10 protein-coding genes are annotated in these 12,362 nt (G+C 74.1%); 9 read left to right on the top strand and 1 reads right to left on the bottom strand.

Features of this window, described 5'->3' with window-relative positions; all coding sequences use genetic code 11:
* The first annotated feature begins 8 nt into the window (after positions 1-8).
* Complete coding sequence (locus tag EBO35_RS05485; protein WP_206422682.1) at positions 9-1,691, top strand: carbon-nitrogen hydrolase family protein; 1,683 nt, start codon at positions 9-11, stop codon at positions 1,689-1,691.
* Positions 1,692-1,744: 53 nt separating this feature from the next.
* On the opposite strand, the gene EBO35_RS05490 is transcribed toward EBO35_RS05485, so the two are convergent.
* Complete coding sequence (locus tag EBO35_RS05490) at positions 1,745-2,449, bottom strand: GntR family transcriptional regulator (protein ID WP_122816829.1); 705 nt, start codon at positions 2,447-2,449, stop codon at positions 1,745-1,747.
* Between the two features lie 217 nt (positions 2,450-2,666).
* Between EBO35_RS05490 and EBO35_RS05495 the strand changes: the two genes are divergently transcribed.
* The 8 genes from EBO35_RS05495 to EBO35_RS05530 all read left to right on the top strand — a co-directional run bounded on the left by EBO35_RS05495 (position 2,667) and on the right by EBO35_RS05530 (position 12,353).
* The gene (locus EBO35_RS05495) at positions 2,667-3,974 is read left to right on the top strand and encodes a flavin reductase (protein WP_241153963.1); all 1,308 of its coding nucleotides are present in this window, start codon (positions 2,667-2,669) and stop codon (positions 3,972-3,974) included.
* Positions 3,971-5,308, top strand: a complete 1,338-nt coding sequence (locus tag EBO35_RS05500) for an acyl-CoA dehydrogenase family protein (RefSeq protein WP_122816831.1) — start codon at positions 3,971-3,973, stop codon at positions 5,306-5,308. Before EBO35_RS05495 ends, EBO35_RS05500 begins: the two co-directional genes overlap by 4 nt.
* Entirely contained in the window at positions 5,305-6,813 is a 1,509-nt protein-coding gene (locus EBO35_RS05505) for an aldehyde dehydrogenase family protein (RefSeq protein ID WP_206422684.1), read from the top strand. Before EBO35_RS05500 ends, EBO35_RS05505 begins: the two co-directional genes overlap by 4 nt.
* Complete coding sequence (locus EBO35_RS05510; RefSeq protein WP_206422685.1) at positions 6,810-7,739, top strand: isocitrate lyase/PEP mutase family protein; 930 nt, start codon at positions 6,810-6,812, stop codon at positions 7,737-7,739. The genes EBO35_RS05505 and EBO35_RS05510 overlap by 4 nt, the downstream gene beginning before the upstream one ends.
* A 21-nt stretch (positions 7,740-7,760) precedes the next feature.
* Positions 7,761-9,026, top strand: coding sequence for an FAD-dependent oxidoreductase (locus tag EBO35_RS05515; RefSeq protein WP_122816832.1), 1,266 nt, complete (start codon positions 7,761-7,763; stop codon positions 9,024-9,026).
* Complete coding sequence (locus EBO35_RS05520) at positions 9,023-10,462, top strand: aldehyde dehydrogenase family protein (protein WP_122816833.1); 1,440 nt, start codon at positions 9,023-9,025, stop codon at positions 10,460-10,462. The genes EBO35_RS05515 and EBO35_RS05520 overlap by 4 nt, the downstream gene beginning before the upstream one ends.
* Before the next feature lie 86 nt (positions 10,463-10,548).
* Positions 10,549-11,358 carry an oxidoreductase gene (locus tag EBO35_RS05525; RefSeq protein WP_122816834.1) on the top strand — a complete coding sequence of 270 codons (810 nt, stop codon included), beginning with the start codon at positions 10,549-10,551 and terminating at the stop codon, positions 11,356-11,358.
* A complete protein-coding gene (locus EBO35_RS05530) occupies positions 11,358-12,353 on the top strand; it encodes an alpha/beta hydrolase family protein (RefSeq protein ID WP_127480149.1) in 996 nt (331 codons plus the stop codon). Before EBO35_RS05525 ends, EBO35_RS05530 begins: the two co-directional genes overlap by 1 nt.
* The last annotated feature ends 9 nt before the right edge of the window (positions 12,354-12,362 follow it).

A 12,362-nucleotide genomic window follows, 5' to 3' on the forward strand; every position in this document is an offset into this window, starting at 1 on the left:
GAGGAATCGTGCCGCAGGTCCGGGTCGCCGCGCTCCAGTTCGCCGTCACCGAGGACGTCGCCGAGAACCTCGCGACCTGCCTGCGCATGGTCGACCAGGCCGCCGCGGGGGGCGCCGAGGTCGTGGTGCTTCCGGAGTTCTGCAACCACGTCTCCTGGTACGCCGGACGCGAGCACGCCCGCGAGAAGGCCGTGACGCTGGACGGCGAGTTCGTGGCAGCACTCGCCGAGCGCGCTGCTCGGCACCGGATCCACCTGATGGCCAACTGCACGCTGCTGCGCGAGGACGGCCGGGTGAGCGGCAGCAACATCCTGCTCGGCCCGGACGGCACGGTGCTGGCCGTCAGTGACAAGCAGGTGCTGATGGGCAGCGAGCGCGACCACATCGACTCCGCCGTCGAGCGCTCCACCGTCGTGGACACCCCGGTCGGCCGGGTGGGCCTCTACTCCTGCATGGACGGGGTCATCAACGAGACGCCGCGGATGCTGGCCGTCGAGGGCGCCCAGCTGCTGCTCAACAGCGTGAACTCCTTCGCCCTGGACGAGGCGACCCTGCACGTCCCGGTGCGCGCGGTCGAGAACAAGGTGTGGGTGGTGGCCGGCAACAAGGTGGGTCCGCTGGTGCCCGGCCACAGCATCGCCGCGGTCGCGGAGCGGGTCGGGGTCCCGGTGGAGCGCCTGCACGGCGCGGGCGAGGCCCAGGTCGTCGCGCCGGACGGCACAGTCGTCGCGAAGGGCCCGCTGACCGGCGAGGCAGTGGTCCTCGCCGACATCGACCTGGCGGCCGCCGACGACAAGCGTCGCCCCGACGGCACCGACGTGATGGCGGCCCGCCGTCCCGAGATCTACGGCCCGATCGCCGCGGCGCCGCGGGGCCGGGTGGCACCCGCCGGCGCGGCCCGCGCGCAGGCGGTGGTCGTCGCGCCCGCCGAGGGTGAGGACGTCGCCGCCCTTCTGGCCGCAGCGGTGGCTGAGCGGCCCGACCTGGTCGTGCTCCCCGAGCTCGCTGCCCACGACGGCGGGACCGCCGACGCGGCCCCGGCACCCGAGCTCTCGATCGAGGCGCTCACCGCGCTGCTCGCCGGCTCCCCGACGCTCGTCGTGACGAGCGTCGTCGACGGCGGGCGCCACCTCGGCGTGGTCGTCGGCGCCGACGGCGTGATGCTCGAGCAGCCGCAGCTGCACCGCAGCGCCCGGCACGCCGCCTGGCACACCGACCTCGGCGACGCGGTAGCGGTGCTCGACGCGCCGTTCGGCCGGCTGGCCGTGCTGGTCGGCGACGACGCGCTCTACCCCGAGGCCTTCCGGCTCGCGGCGCTGCAGGACGCGGACGTCGTGGCGGTCCCGTTCACGGTCGCCGCCCCCCACGACCTCGACCTGCTGCTGCTGGAGCGGGCTGCCGAGAACCGGGTCAACCTGGTCGCCGGCGCCCGGCGCACCGCGTCCGGGCTCACCGGGGGAGCGGTGCCGCTCTCCCCGGACTTCACGCTGTGGGGCGACGGCTGGGAGGGCGAGTTCGCCGGCGTCATCAGCCGCCCCGAGCTTGTCGTCGCCACCGAGTCGCTGACCCGGGTGGTGCTGCGTCCGGAGTGCGCGACCAACCGCTTCGTCAGCAAGGGCACCGACCTGGTCGACGGGCGCCCGTGGGCGCTCGCGGCGCCGCTGGTCACGCCCGCGGTCGCGCCGGTCTGACAGGCGGTCCGGCCGCCGGGGCGCCCGGGCGCCCGTCAGGCCGTACGGCGTCCTTAGGCGGCGCCGGAGCCCTCGCGGTTGGCGAGCGCGGTCAGCATCGCCTGCTGGCTGCTGTCCAGGTGGGCGATCCAGGCGGCCTTGAGGCCCTCGGCGTCGCGCGCGGCGGCCAGGTCGAGGAGCTTGCGGTGCTCCTCGATGCGGATCTGCTGGGTCTCCGGCTCCCGGTCGATGTTGTCCATCAGCAGGTGGAGGTACCGGTCGGAGGACTTCCACAGCAGCTCGAGCACGCGCCGGTCGGCGGTGCCGAGCACGTCGGCCAGCATCGCCGCGTGGAACGCGTGGTGCTTCGCGGCCAGGGCGGCGGGCTCCCGGACGATGTCGACGTACTCGGCCAGCGCGCGCTCGGCGTCGGCGAGGCGCTCCTCGGTCATCGTGGCCGTGGCGCGCAGCGTCATCTCGCCCTCGATGAGCTTGCGCAGCTCGTAGATGTTCGTGAGGTCCTCGGCGCTGAGCGAGGCGACCAGCGCGGAGCGGCCGGGGCGCAGGCTGATGACGCCCTCGCTCTCCAGGCGGCGCAGGGCCTCGCGGACGGGGATGTGGCTCACCGCGAACTGCTCGCACAGGTCCACGATCGAGACCGCGGACCCGGGCGCGATGTCGCCGTTGAGGATCGCCCGGTGGAGCTCGTCGGTGACCCGGTCGACGAGCGACTGGTGGGCGATCGGACGGACCGATGTCGAGGCGCCCGCTCTGCTCATGACGGCTCCTGGGTGATCGAGAGGGAGAAGTACACCTCGCGATCATATATCGAGACGGCCAGGTTCCCTGCCGCGTCCCCGGCGCGCCCGGTCGCCCGTCCGGACGGCTCGGCGGGTTTGTGCCGCCGGACCGGTGCGCCCGGTGAAAAGATATTGTATATTCTGACACGACTGAGGAGGTGAGCGCATGGTCCAGCCCGACGTGTTCCGGGGTGTGATGGCCCAATGGCCGAGCGGTGTCACGGTGGTGACGACGTTGGCTGCCGACGGTTCCGCCCACGGAATGACCGCGAGCTCGTTCTCCAGCGTGAGCCTCGAGCCGCCGTTGGTCTCGATCTGCCTGGACCGCAGGCTCTACACCCACCAGCTGGTCTCCGACAGCCTGGTCTTCGGCATCAACGTGCTGGCCAAGGACCAGATCGAGGTCGGCCGCCGGTTCGCCGGGATGGTCAAGGACTGCCCGGACCGCTTCGCGGGGGAGACCTGGTCGACCGCCGAGACCGGGGTGAAGCTGCTGGACTCCGCCCTGGGCTGGCTCGACTGCCGCGTCGTCCACGCGTACGACGGCGGCGACCACACGATCTTCGTCGGTGAGGTCGTCGCGGCCCGCGCCGCCCGCCGGTCCGCGCCGCTGCTGTTCCACTCCCGCGGCTGGGGCCAGTTCGCCGACGTGCTCCCCGAGGTGGCGACGCTCGCCGACACCGGGCTGGTCAGCGTGCTGCGCGACCAGTGCGGCGACCGGTCCGGCCTGGCCGCGACCGTCGGTGCCGTCGGGCGCGCCGGGGTCCGGGCCCGGGTGCTCGACCTCGTTGCCGCGACCGACGTCGACCGCGAGCTCGCCACAGTCCCCGAGGGCGTGGAGCTCGCCGCGACCAGCGGCCTGGTCGCCGACCGCGTCCAGGCCCACCGGGTCCTCGAGCTCGGCGTCGGCGTGGTTGAGATCGTCGCCGACCCGGCCGACGAGCACAGCGTCAACCAGGCACTCGCCACGGTGGACGGCATCGAGGACCGCTGCGCCGTGCACCTGGTCAACCCGTTCGGCCCCGGCCGCACCGACGCGGTGCTCGCGCTGGTCGCCGAGCTGCGCGCCCGCGGCGTGCTGGAGATCTGCCTGCCCGACGAGGGCGGCCGGGCCACCCCGCTCCAGGTGCGCGCGGTGCTCCAGGAGACCGTCGCCCTGGCCCGTCCGGTCGCGCTGCGCGTGCGCCTGCACGACCGTGACCGGCTCGGCCTGGTCAAGGCGCTGACCGCGCTCAAGAGCGGCGTGACCCACTTCGACAGCACCCTGGCCGGCCTCGACCAGGCGGTCGCGACCGAGGACCTGATCCGGCTCCTGGAGACCCTCGACGTCACCACCCCGGCCGACACCCACGCCCTCACGGTCCTGGCCCAGCAGCTGCGCGGCGAGACCGCACCCGGACGGGTCGGGCCGGCGTCGGTGCCGGACCGCGACGGCTCTGCTCCGGACCACACCACCACCGAGCCCGAATCGGGCACCCCCGAGAACGTAGGAGCCGCAGGATGACGGCACAGCTGACCGCCGAGAAGCTTCTCCCCGACATGAGCGAGGCCGAGCGCCGGCGCGCCGAGCGGGTCGAGGCGGTGCTCCCGGCGATCGCCGCCGCCGCCGCCGAGGCCGACGAGCTCGGCGAGTTCCCGCCCGGCCACGTCGAGATCCTGGCCGAGTCCGGCCTCCTCGGTCTCGTCGTCCCCGAGGAGTACGGCGGCCTCGGCGGCGGCCTGCGCGACCTCGCCGCGACGACGTACGCGCTGGGCACCGTGTGCGGCTCGACCGCCCTCGCGTTCTTCTTCCACTGCTCGGCGTCCTCGCGCGGGATGCTGCCGCTGGCGGCGCTCGAGGCGGGCCTCTACACCGAGGAGGAGGCCCCGCAGATCCGGGCCTTCGCCGAGAAGGTCCTCTTCTTCATGGGGCGCGACCGCAAGCTGCTGGCGAACTTCGCCAGCGAGGCGGTCAAGGCCAGCAACGCGAACGTGCTGATCCGCACCAGCGCCACCCGCACCGAGGGCGGCTGGCTGCTGGACGGCGAGAAGTCCTTCGGCTGCCTCTCCGGCACTGCCGACTACTACCTCGTCACCGCCAAGCGCGACGACGTGGAGGGTGTGGACGGGCTGAGCCTGTTCCTGGTGGACCGCCGCTCGGAGGCCGCCCGCCCGCGCACGAAGTGGAACGGCCTCGGCATGCGCGCCTCGGCGAACGACGGCCTGGTCATGGAGCAGTGCTTCGTCCCCGACGACCTCGCGCTGACGGTCCCCGGCGGCTTCACCCGCGCCACCCAGATGTCGCGCGGCTCGTGGGTCGGCAACCAGGTCGCGATCGCGGCGATCTACGCCGGCATCGCCCGCGGCGTGTGGGAGTACGCCCTGGCCCGCACGATGGCTGCCACGTTCGCCGACACCGGCAAGCCGATCGCCTCCAGCCCGATGCACCAGGTGCTCATCGGCGAGGCCGAGGAGACCCTGGCCGAGGCGCACCTGTGGCTGCGCCGCCAGGTCGACCTCGAGGCCAGCGACCCGCCGATCCTGCCCAAGCCCGAGGTCGTCCAGAGCTGGAAGCTCGCCAAGGGCGCCATCTGCGAGCGGGCCTTCACCGTGGCCAGCCTCGCGCTGAAGATGTGCGGCACCTCCGGCGCCCTGATGGACAACATCATCGGCCGCTCGATGCGCGACACCGCCATGGGCCTGGTCCAGGCGTTCCCGTCCGAGCGCGGCAAGCTGGACCTGGCCAAGATGGTCGTGGAGAACGAGGGTTGGCAGGGCCTCACCACCGCCGACAACCTCGGGAAGCCCGCCTCGAACGGCACCACGCCCGCGGCGACGGCAGCGGCAGGCACGGCATGACCGCCGCCTCCGAGGCGCCGGTGCGGGGCGAGCGGATCGACCTGCCCGCCGTCGAGCAGCTGGTCGCCGGCACCTGGAGCGTGCCCGGGGCCCGGCTCGACATGGTGCTCGAGGACCCCTACCTCGGCGTGCCTCTCGGCAACGCCGTGGCCAGCACCGACGCGGACGTCGAGGCGGCTGCGGCCGCCGCCGACGCCGTCCACACCAGCGGCGCCTGGGCCGACGTCCCCGTGGAGCGGCGCGCCGAGATCCTGGACGCGGTCGCCGACGCCCTGGAGCCCGAGCTCCCGCGCCTGGCGGCCCTCGAGGCGTTCGCGACCGGGGTCCCGGTCAGCCAGACCGGCATCGTCGGCGTGATCGTGCCGGGCGCCTTCCGGCTCGCGGCGCAGATGCTGCGCAACGGCGTGCTCCTGGAGACCCTCCAGGGTGAGAACGGCCAGCCGGTCGAGGTGCACCGTCTTCCGCTCGGCCCCGCCCTGGCGCTGGTGCCGTGGAACGCCCCGGCTCCGATGGCGGCGCACAAGATCGCCAGCTCGCTGGCGGCCGGTGCCCCCACGATCCTCAAGCCCAGCGAGTACGCGCCGTACGGCACGACCGAGCTCGCCCGGGTCGTCGACCGGGTGCTCACCGCCCACGGCGCCCCGGCCGGCACGCTCCAGGTCGTCCAGGGCGGCGCCCACCAGGGCGGCGCGCTGGTCACCGACCAGCGCATCCGTGCTGTCACGTTCACCGGCGGGCTCGTCGGCGGCCGGGCGATCGCGGCGGCCTGCGCGGCGAACTTCACGGCGCTCCAGCTCGAGCTCGGCGGCAACAACCCGCTGGTCGTCATGCCGGACGCCGACCCCGCCGACGCCGCGCGCGCGGCGGTCGACCTGCTCACCACCCTCAACGGCCAGTGGTGCCGCGCCCTGGGTCGCCTGGTGGTCCCGGCGGAGCTCGCCGACGAGATCGTCGAGCTCGCCCTCGGCCACCTCGCGCAGCTGCGCGCCGGCGACCCCCTCGACCCGGCGACCGAGCTCGGCCCGATCGTGCACTCGGGGCACCTGGCGCGGCTGCGCGAGGAGCTCACGATCCGCGAGGGCGCGGGCGGCACCGCGCGCAGCGCCACCACGCTGCCCGACGGCCCCGGCCACTTCCTGGCACCCACGCTGGTGACCGGCGTGCCCTCGCAGGCCGCCACCGAGGAGATGTTCGGTCCGCTGGCGACCGTGCACCCCTACACCTCCGTGGACGAGGCGATCGAGCTCGCCAACGCGACGCCGTTCGGGCTCGAGGGCTACGTGCTCGGAGCCGACACCGACGCCGCGCTGGCCGTGGCCCGACGGGTCCGCGCGGGCGAGGTGAAGGTCAACGGCTCCACGATCATGAGCCTGCACCTGATGACGCCCCGCCCGGCGTGGGGCTGGTCCGGGATGGGCGAGGAGGGCACGGTCGAGACCATCCGGATCTTCACCGGTGCCCGGGTCGTCGGGGTCGAGGGCGGCTTCGCCCTCCACCGCCGGTGACCAGCGGCCCGCTCCGGGCCGCCCCGGCCGGGGCTCCCGACCGGCTGCGGGCCCTGCTGGCCGCTGACGACCTGGTGCACTTGCCGGGAGTCCACGACGCGGTCAGCGCCCGGCTCGCCCGGCGCAGCGGAGCCCGCGCCGTGCACCTCTCGGGGGCCGCGGTCTCGATCTCCGAGCTGGGCGTGCCCGACCTGGGCTTCGTGCACGGCACCGACATCGCCCGGCGGGCGGCGCTGGTCGCGGCCTCGCTGGACGGCGTACCGGTGCTGGCCGACGCCGACACCGGCTACGGCAACGCCCTGCAGGCGCGCCACACCGCGCTCGGCTACGCCGCCGCTGGCGCGGCCGGCCTCCACCTGGAGGACCAGGCCTCGCCGAAGCGGTGCGGGCACCTGGCCGGCAAGGCAGTGATCGGGCGCGCCGAGGCGGTGCAGAAGGTCCGCGCCACTGTCGACGCCGGCACCGCGCTCGTGGTCGTGGCCCGCACCGACGCCTTGTCGGTGGAGGGTCTCGGCTCGGTGGTCGAGCGCTGCGTGGCGTTCGCCGACGTCGGCGCCGACGCGGTCTTCCCCGAGGGGGCCGCGCTGGCCGACCTGGAGCAGGTGCGCGCCGCCCTGGACGCGGCCGGCCACCGGCTGCCACTGGTCTGGAACCGGTCCGAGGCCGCGGGGCCGGTCGAGTCCGGCCCGACTCCGGCCCAGCTGGCCGAGGTCGGCGTCCGGGCGGTCATCCACCCGGTGTCCGCGCTCCTGGCCGCCGCCCGCGCCATGGAGCGCGTCTACGCCGCGATCGCGGAGTCCGGCTCCGCGGCCGGCACCGAGCGCTGGGAGTGGTCGGCCCTCACCGGGCTGGTCGGCCAGCCCGAGCTGCTCGACGAAGAGCTGCAGTACGCCGTCGCCGAGGACCCGTCCTCGGCGCACCTCTGAGCACGTCTGAAAGGGAACCCGATGACCAGCACCCCTGGCACCCCCGCCCCCGACCACGCCACCGTCCTCGTGGCCGGCGCCGGTGCGGTCGGCCTGACCGCCGCCCTGGTCGTCGCCCGGGCCGGTGTGCCGGTGACCGTCCTGGAGGCCGGCTCCGGCCTCTCGACCGAGTCCCGGGCCTCGACCTTCCACCCGCCGAGCCTGGAGATGCTCGACGACCTCGGCGTCCTCGAGCCGCTGATGGAGCGCGGCATCGTGTCCACCGGCTTCCAGTACCGCGACCGGCGGACCGGCCCGATCGCCGACCTGGACCTGGGCGTCCTCGCGGAGGACACCCGGTTCCCGTTCCGGGTCCAGTGCGAGCAGTCCAAGCTCACCCCGATCCTGCTCGAGGCGCTGCAGCAGCTCGACCACGTGACCGTGCACTTCGATCAGCGGGTGGTGCGGGCCGAGACCACCGCGGAGTCGGCGACGCTGACCACCGAGGCCGGCGACGTGTTCACCGCCGACTGGGTGCTCGGCGCCGACGGCTCGAACTCGCAGGTGCGCCAGACCGCTGGCTTCAGCTTCGAGGGCATGACCTACCCCGAGCGCTTCCTGGTCGCCTCGACCACCGAGGACCTCGAGACGATCCTGCCGGGCATCTCGGCCGTCAACTACGTCTTCGACCCGACCGAGTGGCTGGTCCTGCTCCGCACCCCGGAGCACTGGCGGATCCTGTTCCCGACCGACCAGGACACCCCCGACGAGGTCGAGATCGACCCCGCCCGGATCCAGGAGCGGCTCGCCGGCGTCGCCGACCTCGGCCGTGCCTGGGACGTCCTGCACACCACGCTCTACCGGGTGCACCAGCGGGTGGCCGACACCTTCCGCAAGGACCGGCTGATCCTGATGGGCGACGCCGCCCACATCAACAACCCGCTCGGCGGCATGGGCATGAACAGCGGCGTCCACGACGCGATGCTCGAGGCCCTGGCGCTGGTCGGCGTGCTCGACGGCTCGGCCTCGCTCGACGACCTCGACGAGGTCTGCGAGGCCCGCCGCCAGGTGGCGCTGTCGTACGTCAAGACGATCACCCACGACAACTGGGAGAAGCTGCGCCAGGACGACCCGGAGGCCCAGCGGGCCTACCACGACGAGCTGCGCGCGCTGGCCTCCGACACCGCGAAGATGCGCCGCCACCTGCTCAACACCTCGATGATCAACTCGCTGCGCGACGGCAAGGTCGTGGACATGGTCGGCGTCGGGGCCGGGGCCGGGGCCGGGGCCGGGGGAGCCTCCGCGTGAGGATCGAGCGCGAGAACCCGGCCCGCACCGACGAGGTCGTCGGCACGGTCGCGGTGGCGGACGCCGACGCGGTCGACGCCGCCGTACGCCGCGCGCGCTCGGCGCAGGCCGCCTGGGCGGACACCGACCTCGCCCACCGCGCGGAGCTGCTGCGCCAGGGGGTCGCCCGGCTGCGCGAACACCTCGAGGAGCTGGCCGAGCTCACCGCCCGGGAGACCGGGAAGGTGCTCGCGGACGCGCGCGGCGAGGCCGGCTTCGCCGCGACCGTGCTCGGCTTCTACGCCGACCGCGGCGAGGCGCTGCTGACCGACGGCGGGTACGACGACCAGCGGGGCCGGATGGTGGTTCGGCACCGCCCCTTCGGCGTGGTCGCGGCCGTGACGCCGTGGAACGCCCCGCTGATCCTGACCATGCTCAAGCTGGCGCCCGCCCTGGTGGCCGGGAATGCAGTGGTCGTCAAGCCCTCGCCGCTGGCACCGTTCGGCGTGAGCCGGCTGCTGGAGCTGGTCGCCACGGGCCTGCCCGAGGGCCTGGTCCAGGTCGTCCACGGGGGAGCGGAGACGGCCTCGGCGCTGGTCGCCCACCCGGGCGTGGACCGGGTGGCCTTCACCGGCGGCGACGCCGCCGGCCGGGCGATCGCCGGCCTGGCGGCCCGCGCGCTCACCCCCAGCGTGCTCGAGCTCGGCGGCAACGACCCGGCGGTCCTGCTCGACGACGTCGAGCTGGGGGAGGCGGCGATGGAGCGGCTGGTGATGGCGACGTTCGCCACCAGCGGCCAGGTCTGCATGGCGGTCAAGCGGCTCTACGTGCACCGGTCCCGCCTCGACGAGGCAGTGGACGCGTTCTGCGCGGCCGCCGACCGGGTGCTGCGCCTGGGGGACCCGCTGCACGCGGGCTCCAGCGCGGGCCCGGTGGTCAGCGCGGCCTCCGCGGAGCGGGTCGAGGGGCTGGTCGACGAGGCCCGCGCGGCGGGCGCCTCGGTGCTGCCGCTGGGCGTCGTCGACCCCGACACCGACCTCTCCCGCGGCTACTACGTGCGTCCGACGCTGGTGCTCGGGGCGGCCGAGGAGTCCCGGATCGTCGCCGAGGAGCAGTTCGGCCCGACGCTGCCGGTGCTCGCCTTCGACTCGGTCGAGGAGGTCGTGTCCCGGGCGAACGCCGGGGAGCTGGGCCTGGGGGCGTCGGTGTGGTCCGCCGACGAGGACCGCGCCTTCGACGTGGCCCGCCGCCTCGAGGCCGGCTTCGCGTTCGTCAACACCCACAACCGCACCGGCATGGCGCTGCACGCGCCCTTCGGCGGGGTCAAGCGCTCCGGCTGGGGCCGCGAGTACGGCGACGAGGGGCTCATGGAGTACGTCCAGCCCTGCGTCGTGCACGCCCCGGCCGTGTTCCGCGCCGGGGCCGCGGGCCTCGCGGCGAACGCCTATCCGGGCTGAGGCAAATGAGGACCAAAGTCCCGACTCAGGGTGCGGGATATAATATATAGTTCGGGGCGTCAGCCCCACCGACTGCAGAGGACGTCATGAGCCAGAACCTCAAGTTCGTCCAGGAGTTCCTGGACGAGGCCGGACCCACGGATGTCTCGGCGACGTTCGCCGACTGGACAGCTCTCGTGGACCGGCTGGCCGCCAAGGTCAAGGACCGGTTCGAGCTCCACCGCGACCCGTCGACCGACGCGCTGGAGTCCTTCGCCGCCGAGAACGGGCCGAAGGGCAGCATCCGCGGCTACACCGGTCCCGAGATCGACTGGATGATCCACTCGCACATGGAGAACGCCGCCGCCGGCTTCGTCAACGTGCACCTCACCATCTGGCTCGGCCCGCAGGTCAAGGTCCCGCACTTCGGCATGGCGCTGGGCGCCTTCCCGCAGGGCTGGCTCTTCCTCGACAGCGTCCCGCGCTCGTACCTGATGGAGGACACCGAGTCCTACGACAAGTACTACGAGCCGCTGAACGCCGAGTGGGAGCGGGTCCAGGCCGAGAACGACTTCATCGAGCCGTTCGTCAGCCGCAGCGCGTTCGTGCGCGCCAGCCTCTCGCCGACCGCGATGTGCTTCATGGCCCCCGGCGACGGCCGGCTGACCGAGCTGGTCACCGACGTCGCCGAGCGCCACCTCGACCGCTGGCTGCAGTGGGTCGACGAGGCCGAGCGGGTCCCCGAGGAGGAGCAGGCCGCCCTGGCCGCCACCGACGAGGCGATCCGTCGCAACATCGCCGAGCGGGACCCCGCCAACGTGATGGGCGAGCGGTTCTTCGGCCCCGAGATGACCCAGGACCTGGTCCGCGCCCTGTGGGGTGGCGGCCGGGTGCTGCCGCGGCCGCTCGAGCGCTGATGGCGCAGCCACCGCTCGTCCGGGCACTGCGGGACGCCGTGCGCGTCCCGGGTGCCGTCGCGCCCTACGACACCGTCCACCTGACGGTGCGCTACCCGGCGCGTCCGGCGGAGACCACCGCCGAGCGGATGAGCGGTGTGCTGCCCGCCCACGCGGACGGCGCGCCGTACCCGGTCGTGGTGGTGCTGCCCGGCGTCAACGTCGCGGCCGAGGGCTACCGGTGGCTGGCCACCGCGCTGGTCGAGGCCGGCTACGTCTGCGCGACCTTCGACTGGGTGGGGGAGCTCTTCCCCGGCCAGCACGGGCTCACGCCGGGGGTCGACCTGGCGGCGGTCACGCCCGAGGCGTACGGCCAGCGCCCCACCACCCCGGCCCTGGCGCCGGTGCTCGAGGCGCTCGCGCGCCTGGGCGCCGACGGCGTGCTGGCCGGCCTGCTCGACCTGGACCGGGTGGCCCTGCTGGGACACTCGGCCGGCGGCACCGTGGCGCTGCAGTCGGCGAGCCCGGCGTGGTTCCCCGGCGTCCGCGCGGTCGTCACCTACGGCGCCCACACGATGGCCTCCCAACAGCTCGGCTTCCCGGCCGGCACCCTGCTGCCGTCCCCGGCGCAGGCGCCGGTCCTGATGGTCACCGGCGAGCTGGACGGCGTGGTCGCCGCGAGCGCCGTGCGGTACGGCGAGGACGCCGGCGCGCCCGCGCACGACCCGGTCACCCGCACCTGGGCCGAGGCGTTCCCCGACGGCACCGAGGCCTGGCTCGCGGTGCTCGCCGGCGCCGGGCACATGCTCCCGATCGACCCCGACGACCCGACCTCGGCCCGCGGCTTCCTGGAGGAGCCGCTGACCGCCGACCAGGACTCCCTGCGGGTCGTGCTGGTCGACCTGGTCACGACCTTCCTGCACGCACGCCTTCGCGACGACCCGGCCGCGAAGGCATCCCTGGACGACCTCTGCACCAACCCCGCACCCGTATTCGCCGATCTTCGGCGACGCTAGGAGGACCAC

The organism is Nocardioides pantholopis, assembly GCF_003710085.1.
Classification (GTDB): domain Bacteria; phylum Actinomycetota; class Actinomycetes; order Propionibacteriales; family Nocardioidaceae; genus Nocardioides; species Nocardioides pantholopis.

Excerpts from the sequence above, each read along its gene's own strand:
- EBO35_RS05495 (WP_241153963.1), top strand. The coding sequence starts at position 2,667 with ATGGCCCAATGGCCGAGCGGTGTCACGGTGGTGACGACGTTGGCTGCC.
- EBO35_RS05505 (WP_206422684.1), top strand. The coding sequence starts at position 5,305 with ATGACCGCCGCCTCCGAGGCGCCGGTGCGGGGCGAGCGGATCGACCTG.
- EBO35_RS05490 (WP_122816829.1), bottom strand. The coding sequence starts at position 2,449 with ATGAGCAGAGCGGGCGCCTCGACATCGGTCCGTCCGATCGCCCACCAG.
- EBO35_RS05530 (WP_127480149.1), top strand. The coding sequence starts at position 11,358 with ATGGCGCAGCCACCGCTCGTCCGGGCACTGCGGGACGCCGTGCGCGTC.
- EBO35_RS05525 (WP_122816834.1), top strand. The coding sequence starts at position 10,549 with ATGAGCCAGAACCTCAAGTTCGTCCAGGAGTTCCTGGACGAGGCCGGA.
- EBO35_RS05515 (WP_122816832.1), top strand. The coding sequence starts at position 7,761 with ATGACCAGCACCCCTGGCACCCCCGCCCCCGACCACGCCACCGTCCTC.
- EBO35_RS05500 (WP_122816831.1), top strand. The coding sequence starts at position 3,971 with ATGACGGCACAGCTGACCGCCGAGAAGCTTCTCCCCGACATGAGCGAG.